Raw genomic sequence first — 17022 nt, forward strand, 5'->3', positions numbered from 1 at the left:
GTCGGTGAGCCTCTCCAATATTCCCCATTCAGTCCCCTCTCCCTCTGGGAGAGGGGGCCGACCGAGTTGTCTTGCGGGATACATCGACCTGAAAGACCGAGTTGATTATGGATTCAATACAAATCGTTCAAGTCGGTGAGCCTCTCCAATATTCCCCATTCAGTCCCCTCTCCCTCTGGGAGAGGGCTAGGGTGAGGGGCTTTTGCTTTTAGAGGTCGCCAAGGCCGTCGATCAACGCCTGATTCTGCTCAGGCGTACCCACCGATATCCGCAGGAACTGCGCAATCCGTTCCTGCTTGAAGTGCCGCACGATCACGCCCTGCTCGCGCAGCTTGGCCGCAAGGCCCGCCGCATCATGCTGCGGGTGGCGAGCGAAGATGAAGTTGGCCGCCGACGGCAGCACTTCAAAGCCTTTAGCCTGCAACTGCGCCACCACCCATTCGCGGCTCTCGATCACCTGACGACAGGTCTTGTCGAAATACTCGCGATCGGCAAACGCCGCCGCCGCGCCGACAATCGCCAGACGATCCAGTGGATAGGAGTTGAAGCTGTTCTTGATCCGCTCCAGCGCTTCGATCAGGTCCGGATGCCCTACCGCCAGACCGACACGCAGGCCGGCCAGCGAGCGTGACTTGGACAGCGTCTGCGTCACCAGCAGATTCGGATAGCGGTCCACCAGACTGATCGCCGTCTCGCCGCCGAAGTCAATGTACGCCTCATCCACGACTACGACCGAATCAGGACTGGCCTTGAGGATTTGCTCGACCGCGTCCAGCGCCAGCAGGCACCCGGTCGGGGCGTTCGGGTTGGGAAAAATGATCCCGCCATTCGGTTTGGCGTAGTCGGCCGGGTTGATCTGGAACTGCGCATCCAGTGGCACCGCATCGAATTCAATCCCGTACAGACCGCAGTAGACCGGATAGAAGCTGTAGCTGATGTCCGGGAACAGCAGCGGCTGATCGTGTTGCAGCAGACCGTGGAAGATGTGCGCAAGCACCTCGTCCGAACCGTTGCCGAGGAACACCTGACTGGTTTGCACGCCGTAGTATTCGGCCACGGCGTTTTTCAGCAGATCACTGTTCGGGTCCGGATACAGGCGCAGGTTGTCGTTGAGCTCGGCTTGCATCGCCGCCAGTGCTTTTGGCGACGGGCCATACGGATTTTCGTTGGTATTGAGCTTGACCAGTTTGGTCAGCTTCGGCTGTTCGCCCGGCACGTAGGGCACCAGATCCTTGACGAACGGGCTCCAGAATTTACTCATCGCTCAGTTCCCCTGCCCTTTCAGAAAGTCTTGGTCTTTGATGCGGTATTCGGCGCTGCGTGCGTGGGCGCTCAGCGATTCACCACGGGCCAGTACCGATGCTGTTTTGCCCAGATCGGAAGCGCCGGCCTCGGAGCAGAAAATGATCGACGAGCGCTTCTGGAAGTCGTAGACGCCCAATGGCGAGGAGAAACGCGCGGTGCCGGAAGTCGGCAACACGTGGTTCGGACCGGCGCAGTAATCGCCCAACGCTTCGGAAGTGTGGCGGCCCATGAAGATCGCACCGGCGTGACGAATCTGCGGCAGCCAGGCTTGTGGATCAGCGACCGACAATTCCAGGTGTTCCGGGGCAATGCGGTTGGCGACTTCGATGGCTTGGGCCATGTCGCTCACCTGAATCAGCGCACCACGGCCATTGATCGAAGTTTCGATGATGGTCGCGCGGTCCATGGTCGGCAGCAGTTTGTCGATGCTCGCGGCGACCTTGTCGAGGAACTCGGCGTCGGGGCTGACCAGAATCGCTTGCGCGTCTTCGTCGTGCTCGGCCTGGGAGAACAGATCCATGGCAATCCAGTCCGGATCGGTCTGGCCGTCGCAGACCACAAGAATTTCCGAAGGGCCGGCAATCATGTCGATGCCGACCTGGCCGAACACATGACGCTTGGCCGTGGCCACATAGATATTGCCCGGGCCGACAACCTTGTCGACACGCGGCACGCTTTCGGTGCCATAAGCCAGTGCGGCAACCGCTTGCGCGCCGCCGATGGTGAACACGCGGTCGACACCGGCGATGCAGGCAGCGGCCAGCACCAGCTCGTTGATTTCACCGCGCGGGGTTGGCACGACCATGACCACTTCGGTCACGCCGGCCACCTTCGCCGGAATCGCGTTCATCAATACCGACGATGGATACGAGGCCTTGCCGCCCGGCACGTACAGGCCTGCGCGATCCAGCGGCGTGACCTTCTGGCCGAGCACCGTGCCGTCAGCTTCGGTGTAGCTCCAGGAATCCTGCTTCTGTTTTTCGTGATAGCTGCGCACGCGGGCGGCGGCTTTTTCCAAGGCCTCGCGTTGCGGCACAGTGATGCGGGTCAGGGCCAGCTCCAGGCGCTCGCGCGGCAGGATCAGGTCGGCCATCGAGGCGACTTCGAGGCCGTCGAACTTCTGGGTGAACTCGACCAGCGCCGCGTCACCGCGCTCGCGCACAGCCTTGATGATGTCGAGCACGCGCTGATTGACCGAGTCGTCAGACACACTTTCCCAGCTCAGCAGATGATCCAGATGATGCGCGAAATCCGGGTCAGCAGCGTTGAGTCGGCGAATTGCAGTGGTTGCGGTCATAGCGAGAGCCTCATAGGAATGGCAAATAACTCAGGCGCCCGAAACTAGCATTCGATCCGCTTGGGCACCTGAGAATTCTGGCTATGAGGCGGATAGACGGCGCGGCCTCGGGCCGCGCAGGTAGATCAGCCGCGGTGTCGCGATTCCACTGCGTTGCGCAGGGTGTCGATCAACGCCTGGATCCGGGCGTGCTGCATTTTCATTGAAGCCTTGTTGACCACCAGACGCGAGCTGATCGTGGCGATCAGTTCCTGGGGTTCCAGGCCGTTGGCGCGCAGGGTGTTGCCGGTGTCGACCACGTCGATGATCTTGTCGGCCAGCCCGATCAGCGGCGCCAGCTCCATCGAGCCGTACAGCTTGATGATGTCGACCTGACGGCCCTGCTCGGCGTAATAACGCTTGGCAACGTTGACGAACTTGGTCGCCACGCGCAGACGGCCCTTGGGCTCGACCGCGCCGATCTTGCCGGCGGTCATCAGCTTGCACTGGGCGATCTGCAGGTCCAGCGGCTCGTACAGGCCCTGGCCGCTGTATTCCATCAGCACGTCCTTACCGGCGACGCCGAGGTCGGCCGCGCCATGCTCGACATAGGTCGGCACATCGGTGGCACGCACGATCAGCAGACGCACGTCGTCCTGGGTCGTGGGAATGATCAGCTTGCGGCTCTTGTCCGGATTCTCGGTCGGCACGATGCCCGCTTCAGCGAGAAGCGGCAGGGTGTCGTCAAGGATGCGGCCCTTGGACAGTGCGATGGTCAACATGGGAAACGTCAGTCCTTATCAAGGTACTCATGCCCGGTCGCAATCGGCGCCGGACACACATCGAGGGTGCGCACACCCTCGACTCGAAACGAATTCAGTGGACACGTCCGTGTGTCCCGATGCAGCGATCAGCCCGGAACGCGACGGATCTTGGCACCCAGCATTTGCAGTTTTTCTTCGATGCACTCGTAACCACGGTCGATGTGGTAGATGCGGTCGATCAGCGTGTCGCCTTCGGCAACCAGCGCCGAAATCACCAGACTGGCCGATGCGCGCAGGTCGGTGGCCATGACTGGCGCGCCCTTGAGCTTCTCGATACCGGTGACGATGGCAGTGTTGCCTTCAACCTGGATATGCGCGCCCATGCGGTGCAGCTCGTAAACGTGCATGAAACGATTTTCGAAGATCGTCTCGATCACCGCACCAGTGCCTTCGGCAATGGCGTTAAGCGAGATGAACTGGGCCTGCATGTCGGTCGGGAACGCCGGGTACGGCGCAGTGCGCACGTTGACCGCTTTCGGGCGCTTGCCGTGCATGTTCAGCTCGATCCAGTCTTCACCGCAGGTGATTTCCGCACCGGCTTCACGGAGCTTTTCCAGCACCGCTTCGAGGATGGTCGGATCGGTGTCCTTGACCTTGACGCGACCACCGGTCACGGCAGCGGCGACCAGGTAGGTGCCGGTTTCGATACGGTCAGGCATGACTTTGTAGAAAGCCGAACCCAGCCGCTCGACGCCATCGATGGTGATGGTGTCGGTGCCGGCGCCGGAAACCTTGGCGCCCATGGCATTGAGGAAGTTCGCCAGGTCGACTACTTCAGGCTCGCGCGCGGCGTTCTGCAACACGCTGCGGCCCTTGGCCAGAGCAGCGGCCATCATGATGTTTTCGGTACCGGTCACGCTGACGGTGTCGAAGAAGAAGTGCGCGCCGCGCAGGCCGCCTTCAGGCGCCTTGGCCTTGATGTAGCCGCCTTCGACGTCGATGACCGCGCCCATGGCTTCCAGACCGCGAATGTGCAGGTCGACCGGACGCGAACCGATGGCGCAACCACCAGGCAGTGCGACTTCGGCTTCACCGAAACGCGCGACCATAGGACCCAGTACCAGAATCGACGCACGCATGGTTTTCACCAGTTCGTACGGGGCGATCAGGGTCTTGATGGTGCGCGGATCGATTTCGACGCTGAGCTTCTCGTCGATCACCGGCTCGATGCCCATGCGCCCGAACAGCTCGATCATGGTGGTGATGTCGTGCAGGTGCGGCAGGTTGCCGACGGTGACCGGGCCATCGCACAGCAAGGTCGCAGCCAGAATCGGCAGGGCGGAGTTCTTCGCGCCGGAAATGCGGATCTCGCCATCAAGACGAGCGCCACCGGTAATAATCAATTTATCCATTAGTATCTCGACGCCCTAGGGCTCAGGTGCGCTCGGCCCAGGCCGCGCGGCTGAAAAATTTCATAGTGACCGCATGGATGCTGCCATCGGTGATCCATGGGTTCAAATGGGCATAGACCTGCTGCTGACGCTTCACCGGGCTCAACGCCGCCAGTTCATCGCTAATCACGTTCAGCTGGAAGTTGCAGCCTTCGCCTTCAACTTCTACCAGCGTTCCTGGCAGCTTTCCTTCAAGGAAGCTCTTCACTTCTACGGCCTGCATGCTCAACCTCAATCGGCGCCCTGTGCGCACGGGTCGGACATCATACAAAAAAGCCCCGCGCCTGCGAACCCCGCAACGCAGGACTCTGACGGGGGGCTTCTTTATAGATGATGGTTCAGGGTTGCGCCAACAGCTCGGTCAATTCACTGACCTGAGCGATTTCACGCATGTCGTCAGGCATCGCACGAATGCTGACGGCCTTGCCGGCCGCCTGCGCATCACGCATGAAGCACAGCAGCAACGACAGGCCGACGCTGCTGGACTTCTGCACCGCCGAACAATCGATGACCAGCGCCGACGCCTTGCTCGACTTGATCAGCGCCTGCCCTTCCTTGCGCAGGTCGGGCCCGGTGCGGTAATCCAGCACGCCGCTGAGCACCAGCTCGTCGACATCACTCATACGAACTGCCGCCTCACTCATTGCGCTGGCTTCGCGGCGGCTTTGTCGGTTTCCTGCTTGGCCTTGGCCACTTCACCGGCCCAGCCATCGATGGTCTTGTCCAGATCGTTGCCATTGCGCTGCATGGCGTCGGCGAACTGGTCACGGAACAGCTTGCCGATGTTGATGCCATTGATGATCACGTTGCGCAGTTTCCACTCGCCGCTGATCTTCTCAAGCGTGTATTGCACCGGATAGATCGCGCCGTTGCTGCCCTTGACGGTCATGTTGACGCTGGTGCGGTCGCCCGATTCGTCTTTGGCCGGATCAACCGTGATGCCTTGGTTGTTGTATTCCAGCAGAGCGTTGCCATAGAACTGGAACAGACCGCGCTTGAAGTTTTCCTGAAAGCGCTGCATCTGCTCAGGCGTGGCCTTGCGCGAATACTTTACGGTCATGATGCTTTTGGAGATGCCCTCGGCATCCACCACCGGACCGACAATGTTATTCAGCGCCGCATAGAAATCCTGCGGATCCTGCTTGTACTTCTCTTTGTTTGCCTGCAAGTCGGCAAGCATCCGGTTCGTGGTGTCCTGAATCAGGTCATGAGCCGATTGCCCCGGTGCAGCATTAGCCATCAACGGCAGGGCCGCGAGCAACACCAACAGGCCACGTCGCAAGATAGAGATCATTCAAAAGCTCCTCATTTGGCGTCTTTGCTAACGGTATTGAGCAGGAATTTACCGATCAGGTCTTCCAGTACCAGTGACGACTGCGTGTCGTGGATGGTTCCACCGTCTTTCAACTGGGTGTCTTCACCGCCGACGCTGATACCGATGTATTTCTCGCCCAGCAGACCCGCGGTCAGGATAGACGCTGTGGAATCGACCGGCAGGTTGTCGACCTTTTTATCCACTTGCAGCGTGACCCGACCGGTGAAGCTGTCGCGATCCAGATCGATAGCGGTGACCTTGCCGATGGTCACACCGGCCATGGTCACTTTGGCTCTGACCGTCAGACCGGCGATATTGTCGAAATACGCATACAACTTGTAAGTGTCGGTGGACGAAGTCGGAGACAGGCCGCTGACGCGCAAGGCGAGCAGCAGCAAAGCCAGGATCCCTGCCAGCAGGAACAGGCCGACACCGATTTCCAGGGTGCGGTTTTGCATCAGAAATCTCCAAACATCAAAGCGGTCAGAATAAAGTCCAGGCCGAGCACTGCCAGCGAGGCAAACACCACGGTCTTGGTGGTGGCACGACTGATCCCCTCGGAAGTGGGCTCACAGTCATAGCCTTGGAATACGGCGATCCAGGTCACCACAAAGGCGAAAACGACACTTTTGATCACGCCATTGAGCACGTCACTGGTGAAGTTCACGCTGTTCTGCATGTTCGCCCAGTACGAGCCTTCATAAACGCCCAGCCAGTCGACTGCCACCCACGAACCGCCCCAGATGCCGACGACGCTGAAGATCATCGCCAGCACCGGCAGGGAAATGAAGCCGGCCCACAGGCGCGGGGCAATGATGTACTTGAGCGGATCGACACCGATCATTTCCAGGCTGGACAACTGCTCGGTGGATTTCATGTTGCCGATTTCGGCGGTCAGCGCCGAACCGGCGCGGCCGGCAAACAGCAACGCGGTGACCACCGGCCCCAGTTCACGCAGCAGCGTCAGGGCCACCATCTGCCCCACCGCCTGCTCTGAACCATAGCTGGAAAGAATGCTGAAGCCCTGCAATGCCAGGACCATGCCGATGAAAATGCCGGAGACTACGATGATCACCAGCGACATGACGCCGACCGAATGCAGCTGCTTGACCAGCAGGCCGAAACCACCGCTGATACCGCCACGGCCCAGCAGGGCGTGAAACAGGAACAGGGTCGCCCGACCAAACACCGCGACCGCGTCGATCGCCGATTCGCCGAACCGACGCACGCGTTCCATCAATGAAATTCTGCGCATCAACGCTTCCCCAGAAGATCTGCGCGGTAATCCGTCGCTGGAAAGTGATACGGCACCGGGCCATCGGGATCACCGGTCATGAACTGGCGGATACGCGGATCATCGGAATTCATCAGCTCATCCGGTGTGCCTTGGCCCAGCACCTGACCATCGCCCACGACATAGATGTAGTCGGCAATGCTCGCGGTTTCCGCCAGATCGTGCGAAACCACGATGCTGGTGATGCCCAGAGCATCGTTAAGCAGGCGGATCAGGCGTACCAGCACGCCCATGGCGATCGGGTCCTGGCCCACGAAGGGCTCGTCGTACATGAGAATCTGCGGGTCGAGGGCAATCGCCCGGGCCAATGCTACACGGCGCTTCATGCCGCCGGACAGTTCGTCCGGCATCAGATCGATGGCGCCACGCAGACCCACTGCCTGCAATTTCAGCAGGACGATGTCGCGGATCATGTCTTCCGGCAGTTGCGTGTGCACCCGCAGCGGAAAGGCCACGTTCTCGAACACATCAAGGTCGGTAAACAGCGCACCGCTCTGAAACAGCACGCCCATGTGCTTGCGCGCATCGAACAGATCGCTGCGCGACAGCGTCGGCAGGTTCTGCCCGTTGACCCAGACTTCGCCGCCGGACGGCCGCAACTGCGCGCCCATCAGGCGCAGCAGCGTGGTCTTGCCGCAGCCGGAAGGCCCCATGATGCCGGTGACCTTGCCGCGCGGGATGCGGATATCGACGTTATTGAAAATGCTCCGCGCACCGCGCTTGAAGGAGACTCCCTTCAGCTCGACCGCGTAGGCGTTATCGGCACTCATCTAAACTCCTTGCGATGCAGCCTCTCACTGGGATGCCAGACTTTCCTCGGAAACACCTGCATCCCGGGCAGGCCGAACTGGCGGCGAACTATATCACTGCAAAGGCTGAGCGCCCAAGCGAGAACCCGGCCAAGATCGCCGACTGAAGAGGGCCCGAGCGAGTTTCAGAGGGTTTTGGTAACCAGTAATGACAAAGCACGTCGAACTTGCGTGAGGCTTTGCCACATAACCGCTATAATCGCCGCCTTTTCATCGGCCCATACGATTCTGACATGAGCAAAACCCGCGACCTGATTCAATCGGCACAACGCACCATCCGCCTCGAAGTGGAAGCCGTCCAAGGCTTGATGGCCCATATCGACGCCGATTTCGTACGCGCCTGCGAGATGATTCTGGCCAGCAAGGGCCGCGTGGTCGTAGTCGGCATGGGCAAATCCGGGCATATCGGCAACAAGATCGCCGCCACCCTGGCCAGTACCGGCACCCCGGCGTTTTTCGTGCATCCGGCCGAAGCCAGCCACGGCGACATGGGCATGATCACCCGCGACGATGTGATTCTGGCCCTGTCGAACTCCGGCTCGACCAACGAAATCGTAACGCTGCTGCCATTGATCAAACGCCTGGGTATCCAGCTGATCAGCGTCACCGGCAATCCACAGTCGCCATTGGCGAAGGCTGCCGAGGTCAATCTCAATGTGCATGTCGAGCACGAAGCCTGTCCGCTGAATCTGGCACCGACCTCTTCGACCACGGCCGCGCTGGTCATGGGCGACGCTCTGGCCGTGGCCCTGCTGGAAGCGCGTGGTTTTACCGCCGAAGATTTTGCCTTCTCGCATCCCGGTGGCGCCCTTGGCCGTCGCCTGTTGCTGAAAGTCGAAAACGTCATGCACGCCGGGCAAGAGCTGCCGCAAGTACAACGCGGCACTCTGCTCAAAGACGCGCTTATGGAAATGACCCGCAAGGGTCTGGGCATGACCGCTATTATTGAAGCCGATGGCAAGCTCGCCGGGATCTTCACTGACGGTGATTTGCGCCGCACCCTGGATCGCGCCATCGACATCCGCAGCGCCACCATCGACCAGGTGATGACTGCACACGGCAAGACCGCCCGGCCCGACATGCTCGCCGCCGAAGCCCTGAAAATCATGGAAGACCATCGAATCAACGCCCTGGTAGTCGTCGACGAGGAGGATCGCCCGATCGGCGCCTTCAACCTCTCCGATCTGCTGCGCGCAGGAGTCATGTAATGAGCAAAGATCTGCTGCAACGCGGCAAAGCAATCAAACTGGCTGTGTTCGACGTCGACGGTGTGCTCACCGACGGGCGCCTGTACTTCCTTGAAGACGGCAGCGAGTTCAAGACCTTCAACACGCTCGACGGCCAGGGCATCAAGATGTTGATGAATGCCGGCGTGCAGACGGCGATCATCAGTGGTCGCAAGACCCCGGTGGTCGAGCGCCGCGCGAAGAACCTCGGCATCCCGCATCTGTTTCAGGGGCGCGAGGACAAACTGGTGGTACTCGACGGTCTGCTCGCGCAACTGGGCCTAAGCTATGAAGAAGTCGCCTATCTCGGTGACGATCTGCCAGACTTGCCGGTGATCCGCCGTGTTGGGCTGGGCATGGCGGTGGCCAACGCTGCCGATTTCGTCCGCGAACACGCCCACGGCGTTACCCGCGCCCGTGGCGGCGAAGGTGCCGCCCGTGAATTCTGCGAATTGATCCTGCGCGCCCAGGGCCGCCTCGAAGCGGCCAACGCCGCGTACCTGTGAGCCTGACCATGTTTAGCAAAAAGTTTCGCAACTTCCTGCTGTTCGGCTGCATCGCGGCGATTTTCGCTGCGGTCGGCTATTGGAACATCAGCCCGGAACGCTTTCTCGACAAGCCACCGGTTTCGGCTGCCGAGAATCCGATCGACTGGTACGCGACCAACACGCATACCATTCAGTACCTGCCGGACGGCAAGGTGCAGTACGAGATGACTTCCGACAAGGCCGAGCACGTCAAGGCTACCGATGTCACCCTGGTGACCAAGCCTGATTTGAACATGTATCGCGGCACCGACTTCCCGTGGCACGTGACCAGTGAGCGCGGCGAGGTGAATTCCGGCGGTACCGAAGTGGAATTGATCGACTCGGTACGCGTACAGCGCACCGACGAGAAACAGCGCGGCACCCTGATCACCAGCACCCGCATGACCGTGTTCCCGCAGCAGGAATATGCGCAGACTGCGCAACCCGTTAGAATCGAGGGCGCTGGCGGTGTATCGACTGGCGTCGGAATGAAAGCGTACCTGAAGGACAGCAGGATACACCTGCAATCGAACGTAAGAGGACAGTATGAGGCTCGTTAAAACCCTCCCTATTTTGCTCAGTCTGGGCGCAGCACTGGGAAGCGCGAGCGCCTGGTCCCTGCCGAACGATCAGCAGCAGCCTATCCGCATTCAGGCCGACGACGCCCAACTGGACGACAAGAATGGCATCGCCACCTATAAAGGTGACGTGATCATTACCCAAGGCTCGATGATCGTTAAAGGCAACACCGTGACCATGACTCGCGCGCCCAATGGCGACATCGATGTGGTGACCTCGGTCGGCAACCTGGCCTATTTCGAGCAGTTGCAGACCCAGGGCGACGCCAAACCAGTTCAAGGCTGGGGCGTGACGATTCAATATCACGCTCAGCAGAATCGCGTCGTGCTGATCGACAAGGCCAAGGTTGTCGACAAGGACAACAACACCACCCAAGGCGAGAAAATCGTTTACGACACCGTGAAGAAACTGGCCAGCGCCGGTCGCGCCACGGGCAGCAAGGTCACCGAAGCGCGTCCGCGCATCGACATGGTGATCCAGCCGAAGAAGAAAACCGAAGAGAAATCCCAGTAATGGCAACTCTGAAAGCTCAGCACCTGGCCAAGGCCTATAAAAGCCGCCAGGTCGTGCGTGACGTCAGCCTGTCGATCGACAGCGGGCAGATCGTCGGCTTGCTCGGCCCGAACGGCGCCGGCAAGACCACGTGCTTCTACATGATCGTTGGCCTGGTGCAGGCGGATCAGGGCCGCGTGCTGATCGATGATCTGGACGTCAGCCACCAGCCGATGCACGGCCGCGCCAAGGCCGGTATCGGCTATCTGCCGCAAGAAGCGTCGATCTTCCGCAAACTGTCGGTCGCCGACAACATCATGGCGATCCTCGAAACTCGCCCTGAACTCGACAAGGCCGGTCGGCGCAAGGAGCTGGAAAGCCTGCTGCAGGAATTCCACATCAGCCACATCCGCGACAACCTCGGCATGAGCCTGTCCGGTGGTGAGCGCCGCCGGGTGGAAATCGCTCGCGCCTTGGCCACTGCACCCAAGTTCATCCTGCTCGACGAACCGTTCGCCGGTGTTGACCCGATTTCGGTCGGCGACATCAAGCAGATCATCCATCACCTCAAGGCCAAGGGCATCGGTGTGCTGATCACCGACCACAACGTGCGTGAGACCCTGGATATCTGCGAAACCGCTTACATCGTCAACGACGGTCAACTGATCGCCGAAGGTGATGCCGAGACCATCCTGGCCAACGATCTGGTCAAGGAAGTGTATCTGGGTCACGAGTTCCGCCTGTAAGCGCGACAGCGCTGTATCGATTCAAGGCGCATTTATCCGCTTTAATTGTTACAGCGCTCTAGGCAAACACTTCAGTTTCAGGCATATAATTTGCTTAAGTTTGGCGCTTCGGCGCCCTGTAGTGGATGGCGCAAAGCGCCGGCGAATAAGGTGTTAAGCCCCTGCCATGAAACCATCGCTAGTCTTGAGAATGGGCCAGCAGCTGACGATGACACCGCAGCTGCAACAGGCCATCCGCCTGCTCCAATTGTCGACCCTGGACCTGCAACAGGAGATCCAGGAGGCTCTGGAATCCAATCCGATGCTCGAACGCCAGGAAGAAGGCGACGACTTCGACAACGCCGATCCTCTGGCCGACAACGCCGAACAGAAGCCCGCCGAAATCCAGGAACCCTCCTACCAGGAAACCGCCCCGACGGTGGACAACCTCGAGGATGGCGAATGGAACGAGCGCATCCCCAACGAACTGCCGGTGGATACCGCTTGGGAAGACGTCTACCAGACCAGCGCCAGCAGCCTGCCCAGCAGCGATGACGACGAGTGGGATTTCACCACCCGCACGTCCGTCGGCGAGAGCCTGCAGAGTCATCTGCTCTGGCAACTGAACCTGGCGCCGATGTCCGACACCGATCGCCTGATCGCCGTGACCCTGATCGACTGCATCAACAATCAGGGCTATCTGGACGAAACCCTCGAAGAAATTCTTGAAGCGTTCGATCCTGAACTGGACATCGAGCTCGACGAGATTGAAGCCGTCCTGCATCGCATCCAGCAATTCGAGCCCGCCGGTATCGGCGCCCGTAATCTCAGCGAATGCCTGCTCCTGCAACTGCGCCAGCTGCCCGCGAAGACGCCGTGGCTGTCCGAGGCCAAGCGTCTGGTCGCCGATTACATCGACCTGCTCGGCAGCCGCGATTACAGCCAGTTGATGCGGCGCATGAAGCTCAAGGAAGACGAGCTGCGCCAGGTCATCGAACTGGTGCAGAGTCTCAATCCGCGTCCCGGTTCGCAGATCGAGTCGACCGAAGCCGAATACGTCATTCCCGATGTGATCGTGCGCAAGGACAACGAGCGCTGGCTGGTCGAGCTGAACCAGGAATCGGTGCCACGTCTGCGCGTCAATGCCCAGTACGCCGGGTTTGTGAAACGTGCCGACACCAGCGCCGACAACACTTTCATGCGCAACCAGTTGCAGGAAGCCCGCTGGTTCATCAAGAGCCTGCAGAGCCGCAACGAAACCCTGATGAAAGTGGCCACGCAGATCGTCGAACATCAGCGCGGTTTCCTCGAATACGGCGACGAAGCGATGAAGCCGTTGGTATTGCATGACATCGCCGAAGCGGTCGGCATGCACGAATCGACGATTTCCCGGGTGACCACACAGAAATTCATGCATACCCCGCGCGGTATTTATGAGCTGAAATACTTTTTCTCCAGCCACGTCAGCACCTCCGAAGGCGGCGAATGCTCGTCCACGGCGATCCGCGCGATCATCAAAAAACTGGTCGCAGCGGAAAATCAGAAAAAGCCGTTGAGTGACAGCAAGATCGCTGGTTTACTGGAGGCACAAGGCATTCAGGTGGCTCGCCGCACCGTCGCCAAGTACCGCGAATCCCTCGGAATCGCGCCTTCGAGCGAACGCAAGCGGTTGATGTAAGCCACGTTACAGCGTTCCAGTGGCAGGCTTTTCGGCCTGCCGCTTTATGCACTGGCAACGAAGGAGAAGCTGTATGCAAGTCAACATCAGTGGACACCAACTGGAAGTGACCGAACCTCTGCGTTCCTACATCGAGGAAAAACTCGACCGATTGGAGAGGCATTTCGACAAAATCACTAACGTGCAAGTCACGATGTGCGTCGAAAAACTGCAGCAGAAGATCGAAGCCACACTGCATATACCCGGTGGAGAAGTAGTTGCCAACGCAGAAGATACCGACATGTACGCTGCGATCGACTCACTTACCGACAAGCTGGATCGCCAACTCAAAAAGCATAAGGAAAAGACCCAGAGCCTCCTCCAGGGCGCGACCGGTCGTTAACACCCCTATCCCATGATCCGACTTGAAACCATCCTGACCCCCGGCCGTTCCAAAGTGAACGCGCCGGGCGGCAGCAAGAAAAAAGCCCTCGAAGAGATTGCCAACCTGATCCACCGCGAAGTGCCGGATCTGGAGATGCAGGATGTCTTCGACGCGCTGATCGCCCGTGAAAAACTCGGTTCCACCGGTTTTGGCAACGGCATCGCCATTCCCCACTGCCGCCTCAAGGGCTGCACGGCACCAGTCAGTGCCCTGCTGCATCTTGAAGCCCCAATCGATTTCGACGCCATCGACGGCGCTCCGGTGGACCTGTTGTTCGTGCTGCTGGTCCCGGAAGCCGCAACCGACGCGCATCTGGAGTTGTTGCGCCAGATCGCCAGCATGCTCGACCGCAAGGAAGTTCGTGAAAAACTGCGCAGCGCCGCGAGCAACGAAGCCTTGTACCAGGTTGTACTGGACGAGCAGAACGGGCACTAATCATGCGCTTGATCATTGTCAGTGGCCGTTCGGGCTCGGGTAAAAGTACCGCCCTGAATGTCCTTGAGGACAACGGCTACTACTGCATCGACAATCTGCCGGCCGGTTTGCTGCCGGAACTGGCCGAGCGGGCGCTGATTCACACGGAACTGGCGCAGCCGCTGGTCGCCGTGTCGATCGATGCGCGCAACCTGCCCAGTCATCTGTCACGCTTTCCCGAATTGCTCGAAGACGTGCGTGCCAAGCATATCAAGTGCGATGTGCTGTACCTGGACGCCGACGAAGAAACCCTGCTCAAGCGTTTTTCCGAAACCCGGCGACGCCACCCGCTGAGCAACGCCAATCGCTCACTGGCCGAGGCGATTCACGATGAAACCGCCCTGCTCGGCCCGATCGCCGATCTGGCTGACCTGAAAATCAACACCACCAACCTCAATCTGTATCAACTGCGCGATACCCTGAAGTTGCGCCTGTTGAATCAGCCTGAGCCCGGCACGGCGTTTCTGGTTGAATCATTTGGCTTCAAGCGCGGCATGCCGGTCGACGCCGACCTCGTGTTCGATGTGCGCTGCCTGCCCAATCCGTACTGGAAACCGGAGCTGCGCGCTCAGTCCGGCCTCGATGCCCCTGTGGCCGAGTACCTGGCGCAGCAGCCGGATGTCGAAGAAATGTATCAGGACATCTACGCCTACCTGAACAAGTGGCTGCCACGTTTCGCCGCCAGCAACCGCGCCTACGTGACCATTGCCATCGGCTGCACCGGCGGGCACCACCGCTCCGTCTACCTGACCGAACGTCTGGGTCAGGCCCTGCAGAAAACCCTGAAGAATGTCCAGGTTCGCCACCGCGACCTCACCTAAAGGATTCACACCGCGATGCCTGCTCGTGAAATCGAAATCATCAATAAGCTGGGTCTGCATGCTCGGGCATCGGCCAAATTCGTCGGCGTGGCCGGTCAGTATCCAGACTGCACGATCCGGGTGGGACGCAGCCCTGAAACGACTGTCGACGGCAAGAGCATCATGGCGATGATGATGCTCGCGGCGGGCAAAGGCACCAAGATCCATTTGAGCACCGAAGGCGAACAGGCTCAGGAAGCCATGGACGCATTGGTCGATCTGATCGAAAGGTATTTCGACGAAGGTGAATAATCCTCGAGGCGGGGACACTGTTCCTCGCCTCCATTCACCCCAACGCCGTATCCATCACCATCATCAGACAAAACCCGACCAACAGGCCCAGACTGGCCAGCTTGTCATGCCCATGACGACGCGACTCCGGAATCACTTCGTGGGTCACCACCAGCAACATCGCCCCGGCCGCCAATGCCAGTCCCAGCGGCAACAGCACCTGAGCCAGACTCACCAGCCACGCGCATACCAGTGCAAATACCGGTTCGACCAGCCCAGACGCCGCGCCGATCAGAAACGCCCTGAACCGTGACATCCCCGCCCCGGCCAGCACCAACGCAATCACCAGCCCTTCCGGCACATCCTGCAGAGCGATGCCCATCGCCAGGCTGTCGGCGTCCGCCATCCCGCCGCCGGCAGATACGCCAACCGCCATGCCTTCTGGAATGTTATGCGCGATGATGGCGAACACGAACAGCCAGATTCGTGGTGGAATCACCGGATGCTCCAGCGTGCCGACGAGCATCTCCGGCGAGGCACCGGAAACGCGCCGATCCACCAGATACAGACCGAACGCGCCGAGCAGGATGCCAAAGCAGATCAGGCCACTGGCGGCCCACTGCGTAAGACCAAGACTCTCCGCCGCAGCAATGCCCGGCACGATCAGCGAAAACGCCGTCGCCGCCAGCATCACCCCGGCACCAAATCCCAGCAAAGTGTCGCTGAGTGCCTGCGGCATGCGCCGGATCACCAGCACCGGCACCGCGCCAAGCGCCGTGCCCAAGGCGCAGATGGCACCGCCCTGCAAGGCGCGCAACAGCCGCGGTTCCAGATTCAGCCACTGCAAACCGTGGGCGACCAGTAAAGTCATACCCGCCAACAGCAACAGCGAACCCACCGCGTAACGAAACATGCGCCCGCTGCCAATCGCCAGTGTTTCCGTGCCCATAGTCAGCCCTGGATTGTTTTTATTGAAGGCTTAAACCAGTGCGGCCTGATAGCGCGCAGCAACTTCCGGCCAATTGATCACGTTGTAGAACGCGTTGATGTATTCCGGGCGACGGTTCTGGTAACGCAGGTAGTAGGCGTGTTCCCAGACGTCGAGACCAAGGATTGGTGTGTTGCCGGTCATCAGCGGGCTGTCCTGATTGCCGCTGCTTTCCACGACCAGTTTTTTCTCCGGTGTCACGCTGAGCCAGGCCCAACCGCTGCCGAAACGGGTCAGCGCGGCCTTGGTGAAGGCTTCCTTGAAACTGTCGAGTCCGCCCAGTTGCTCGTCGATGGCCTTGGCCAGCGCGCCGTCGGGCTTGCCGCCGCCGTTGGGCACCATCACTTCCCAGAACAGCGAGTGATTGGCGTGACCGCCGCCCTGATTGATCACCGCCGCGCGAAGCTTTTCCGGCAGTTGCTGGACGCTGGCGACAAGTTTTTCCACCGGCCACTCGGCGAATTCGGTGCCTTCCACGGCGGCGTTGAGGTTGTTGATGTAGGTCTGGTGATGCTTGGTGTAGTGGATTTCCATGGTCTGCGCATCGATGTGCGGCTCAAGGGCATCGTAGGCATAAGGCAAGGCAGGCAAGGTAAAAGCCATT

The 17022-nt window shown here is 59.9% G+C and carries 22 protein-coding genes; 10 read left to right on the forward strand and 12 right to left on the reverse strand.

Annotated elements, in window-relative coordinates; all coding sequences use genetic code 11:
* Positions 1 to 208: 208 nt before the first annotated feature.
* The 10 genes from hisC to D8U60_RS18265 all read right to left on the reverse strand — a co-directional run bounded on the left by hisC (position 209) and on the right by D8U60_RS18265 (position 8175).
* A complete protein-coding gene (gene hisC, locus D8U60_RS18220; RefSeq protein ID WP_016771666.1) occupies positions 209 to 1261 on the reverse strand; it encodes a histidinol-phosphate transaminase in 1053 nt (350 codons plus the stop codon).
* A gap of 3 nt (positions 1262 to 1264) precedes the next feature.
* Positions 1265 to 2602, reverse strand: coding sequence for a histidinol dehydrogenase (gene hisD / locus D8U60_RS18225; RefSeq protein WP_122610829.1), 1338 nt, complete (start codon positions 2600 to 2602; stop codon positions 1265 to 1267).
* 125 nt (positions 2603 to 2727) lie between these two features.
* Positions 2728 to 3363, reverse strand: a complete 636-nt coding sequence (hisG, locus tag D8U60_RS18230; protein WP_095180378.1) for an ATP phosphoribosyltransferase — start codon at positions 3361 to 3363, stop codon at positions 2728 to 2730.
* 128 nt (positions 3364 to 3491) lie between these two features.
* Positions 3492 to 4757 (reverse strand): UDP-N-acetylglucosamine 1-carboxyvinyltransferase, encoded by a 1266-nt coding sequence (gene murA, locus D8U60_RS18235; RefSeq protein WP_016771669.1) that lies wholly within the window; start codon positions 4755 to 4757, stop codon positions 3492 to 3494.
* A 22-nt stretch (positions 4758 to 4779) separates the two neighbouring features.
* On the reverse strand, positions 4780 to 5019 hold the full coding sequence (locus D8U60_RS18240; RefSeq protein WP_016771670.1) for a BolA family protein: 240 nt from the start codon (positions 5017 to 5019) through the stop codon (positions 4780 to 4782).
* A gap of 115 nt (positions 5020 to 5134) precedes the next feature.
* The gene (locus tag D8U60_RS18245) at positions 5135 to 5440 is read right to left on the reverse strand and encodes an STAS domain-containing protein (RefSeq protein WP_016771671.1); all 306 of its coding nucleotides are present in this window, start codon (positions 5438 to 5440) and stop codon (positions 5135 to 5137) included.
* Entirely contained in the window at positions 5437 to 6090 is a 654-nt protein-coding gene (locus D8U60_RS18250; RefSeq protein WP_056782946.1) for an ABC transporter substrate-binding protein, read from the reverse strand. The genes D8U60_RS18245 and D8U60_RS18250 overlap by 4 nt, the downstream gene beginning before the upstream one ends.
* Positions 6091 to 6101: 11 nt before the next feature.
* Positions 6102 to 6569: an outer membrane lipid asymmetry maintenance protein MlaD gene (gene mlaD, locus D8U60_RS18255; RefSeq protein ID WP_016771673.1), complete on the reverse strand. Its 468-nt coding sequence runs from the start codon at positions 6567 to 6569 to the stop codon at positions 6102 to 6104.
* On the reverse strand, positions 6569 to 7366 hold the full coding sequence (mlaE, locus tag D8U60_RS18260) for a lipid asymmetry maintenance ABC transporter permease subunit MlaE (protein ID WP_016771674.1): 798 nt from the start codon (positions 7364 to 7366) through the stop codon (positions 6569 to 6571). Before mlaE ends, mlaD begins: the two co-directional genes overlap by 1 nt.
* Positions 7366 to 8175 carry an ATP-binding cassette domain-containing protein gene (locus tag D8U60_RS18265; RefSeq protein ID WP_056782943.1) on the reverse strand — a complete coding sequence of 270 codons (810 nt, stop codon included), beginning with the start codon at positions 8173 to 8175 and terminating at the stop codon, positions 7366 to 7368. Before D8U60_RS18265 ends, mlaE begins: the two co-directional genes overlap by 1 nt.
* 272 nt (positions 8176 to 8447) lie before the next feature.
* Between D8U60_RS18265 and D8U60_RS18270 the strand changes: the two genes are divergently transcribed.
* The 10 genes from D8U60_RS18270 (at position 8448) to D8U60_RS18315 (ending at position 15451) form a co-directional block, all read left to right on the forward strand.
* A complete protein-coding gene (locus tag D8U60_RS18270; protein ID WP_024011623.1) occupies positions 8448 to 9422 on the forward strand; it encodes a KpsF/GutQ family sugar-phosphate isomerase in 975 nt (324 codons plus the stop codon).
* Positions 9422 to 9946, forward strand: a complete 525-nt coding sequence (locus D8U60_RS18275; RefSeq protein ID WP_122610831.1) for an HAD family hydrolase — start codon at positions 9422 to 9424, stop codon at positions 9944 to 9946. Before D8U60_RS18270 ends, D8U60_RS18275 begins: the two co-directional genes overlap by 1 nt.
* An 8-nt stretch (positions 9947 to 9954) precedes the next feature.
* A complete protein-coding gene (gene lptC / locus D8U60_RS18280) occupies positions 9955 to 10527 on the forward strand; it encodes an LPS export ABC transporter periplasmic protein LptC (protein ID WP_024011622.1) in 573 nt (190 codons plus the stop codon).
* Entirely contained in the window at positions 10514 to 11059 is a 546-nt protein-coding gene (lptA, locus tag D8U60_RS18285) for a lipopolysaccharide transport periplasmic protein LptA (RefSeq protein WP_122699929.1), read from the forward strand. Before lptC ends, lptA begins: the two co-directional genes overlap by 14 nt.
* Positions 11059 to 11784 carry an LPS export ABC transporter ATP-binding protein gene (gene lptB / locus D8U60_RS18290; protein WP_024011621.1) on the forward strand — a complete coding sequence of 242 codons (726 nt, stop codon included), beginning with the start codon at positions 11059 to 11061 and terminating at the stop codon, positions 11782 to 11784. Before lptA ends, lptB begins: the two co-directional genes overlap by 1 nt.
* Before the next feature lie 166 nt (positions 11785 to 11950).
* Positions 11951 to 13441, forward strand: a complete 1491-nt coding sequence (locus D8U60_RS18295; RefSeq protein WP_122699931.1) for an RNA polymerase factor sigma-54 — start codon at positions 11951 to 11953, stop codon at positions 13439 to 13441.
* Between the two features lie 73 nt (positions 13442 to 13514).
* Entirely contained in the window at positions 13515 to 13823 is a 309-nt protein-coding gene (gene raiA / locus D8U60_RS18300; protein WP_122699932.1) for a ribosome-associated translation inhibitor RaiA, read from the forward strand.
* A gap of 12 nt (positions 13824 to 13835) precedes the next feature.
* Positions 13836 to 14300, forward strand: a complete 465-nt coding sequence (gene ptsN, locus D8U60_RS18305; RefSeq protein WP_122699933.1) for a PTS IIA-like nitrogen regulatory protein PtsN — start codon at positions 13836 to 13838, stop codon at positions 14298 to 14300.
* Between the two features lie 2 nt (positions 14301 to 14302).
* Positions 14303 to 15160, forward strand: coding sequence for an RNase adapter RapZ (rapZ, locus tag D8U60_RS18310; RefSeq protein ID WP_076565860.1), 858 nt, complete (start codon positions 14303 to 14305; stop codon positions 15158 to 15160).
* 15 nt (positions 15161 to 15175) lie between these two features.
* On the forward strand, positions 15176 to 15451 hold the full coding sequence (locus tag D8U60_RS18315) for an HPr family phosphocarrier protein (protein WP_024011619.1): 276 nt from the start codon (positions 15176 to 15178) through the stop codon (positions 15449 to 15451).
* Between the two features lie 34 nt (positions 15452 to 15485).
* Here D8U60_RS18315 and D8U60_RS18320 read toward each other — a convergent pair whose 3' ends face one another.
* Together D8U60_RS18320 and D8U60_RS18325 are read right to left on the reverse strand one after the other, a co-directional pair.
* On the reverse strand, positions 15486 to 16379 hold the full coding sequence (locus tag D8U60_RS18320; protein WP_130900636.1) for a ZIP family metal transporter: 894 nt from the start codon (positions 16377 to 16379) through the stop codon (positions 15486 to 15488).
* A gap of 30 nt (positions 16380 to 16409) precedes the next feature.
* A complete protein-coding gene (locus tag D8U60_RS18325; RefSeq protein WP_122508225.1) occupies positions 16410 to 17021 on the reverse strand; it encodes a superoxide dismutase in 612 nt (203 codons plus the stop codon).
* Between the last annotated feature and the right edge of the window lies 1 nt (position 17022).

Source organism: Pseudomonas sp. Sample_11 (genome assembly GCF_004307505.1).
Classification (GTDB): Bacteria; Pseudomonadota; Gammaproteobacteria; order Pseudomonadales; family Pseudomonadaceae; genus Aquipseudomonas; species Aquipseudomonas atacamensis.

Excerpts from the sequence above, each read along its gene's own strand:
- hisC (WP_016771666.1), bottom strand. The coding sequence starts at position 1,261 with ATGAGTAAATTCTGGAGCCCGTTCGTCAAGGATCTGGTGCCCTACGTG.
- hisD (WP_122610829.1), bottom strand. The coding sequence starts at position 2,602 with ATGACCGCAACCACTGCAATTCGCCGACTCAACGCTGCTGACCCGGAT.
- hisG (WP_095180378.1), bottom strand. The coding sequence starts at position 3,363 with ATGTTGACCATCGCACTGTCCAAGGGCCGCATCCTTGACGACACCCTG.
- murA (WP_016771669.1), bottom strand. The coding sequence starts at position 4,757 with ATGGATAAATTGATTATTACCGGTGGCGCTCGTCTTGATGGCGAGATC.
- D8U60_RS18240 (WP_016771670.1), bottom strand. The coding sequence starts at position 5,019 with ATGCAGGCCGTAGAAGTGAAGAGCTTCCTTGAAGGAAAGCTGCCAGGA.
- D8U60_RS18245 (WP_016771671.1), bottom strand. The coding sequence starts at position 5,440 with ATGAGTGAGGCGGCAGTTCGTATGAGTGATGTCGACGAGCTGGTGCTC.
- D8U60_RS18250 (WP_056782946.1), bottom strand. The coding sequence starts at position 6,090 with ATGATCTCTATCTTGCGACGTGGCCTGTTGGTGTTGCTCGCGGCCCTG.
- mlaD (WP_016771673.1), bottom strand. The coding sequence starts at position 6,569 with ATGCAAAACCGCACCCTGGAAATCGGTGTCGGCCTGTTCCTGCTGGCA.
- mlaE (WP_016771674.1), bottom strand. The coding sequence starts at position 7,366 with ATGCGCAGAATTTCATTGATGGAACGCGTGCGTCGGTTCGGCGAATCG.
- D8U60_RS18265 (WP_056782943.1), bottom strand. The coding sequence starts at position 8,175 with ATGAGTGCCGATAACGCCTACGCGGTCGAGCTGAAGGGAGTCTCCTTC.
- D8U60_RS18270 (WP_024011623.1), top strand. The coding sequence starts at position 8,448 with ATGAGCAAAACCCGCGACCTGATTCAATCGGCACAACGCACCATCCGC.
- D8U60_RS18275 (WP_122610831.1), top strand. The coding sequence starts at position 9,422 with ATGAGCAAAGATCTGCTGCAACGCGGCAAAGCAATCAAACTGGCTGTG.
- lptC (WP_024011622.1), top strand. The coding sequence starts at position 9,955 with ATGTTTAGCAAAAAGTTTCGCAACTTCCTGCTGTTCGGCTGCATCGCG.
- lptA (WP_122699929.1), top strand. The coding sequence starts at position 10,514 with ATGAGGCTCGTTAAAACCCTCCCTATTTTGCTCAGTCTGGGCGCAGCA.
- lptB (WP_024011621.1), top strand. The coding sequence starts at position 11,059 with ATGGCAACTCTGAAAGCTCAGCACCTGGCCAAGGCCTATAAAAGCCGC.
- D8U60_RS18295 (WP_122699931.1), top strand. The coding sequence starts at position 11,951 with ATGAAACCATCGCTAGTCTTGAGAATGGGCCAGCAGCTGACGATGACA.
- raiA (WP_122699932.1), top strand. The coding sequence starts at position 13,515 with ATGCAAGTCAACATCAGTGGACACCAACTGGAAGTGACCGAACCTCTG.
- ptsN (WP_122699933.1), top strand. The coding sequence starts at position 13,836 with ATGATCCGACTTGAAACCATCCTGACCCCCGGCCGTTCCAAAGTGAAC.
- rapZ (WP_076565860.1), top strand. The coding sequence starts at position 14,303 with ATGCGCTTGATCATTGTCAGTGGCCGTTCGGGCTCGGGTAAAAGTACC.
- D8U60_RS18315 (WP_024011619.1), top strand. The coding sequence starts at position 15,176 with ATGCCTGCTCGTGAAATCGAAATCATCAATAAGCTGGGTCTGCATGCT.
- D8U60_RS18320 (WP_130900636.1), bottom strand. The coding sequence starts at position 16,379 with ATGGGCACGGAAACACTGGCGATTGGCAGCGGGCGCATGTTTCGTTAC.
- D8U60_RS18325 (WP_122508225.1), bottom strand. The coding sequence starts at position 17,021 with ATGGCTTTTACCTTGCCTGCCTTGCCTTATGCCTACGATGCCCTTGAG.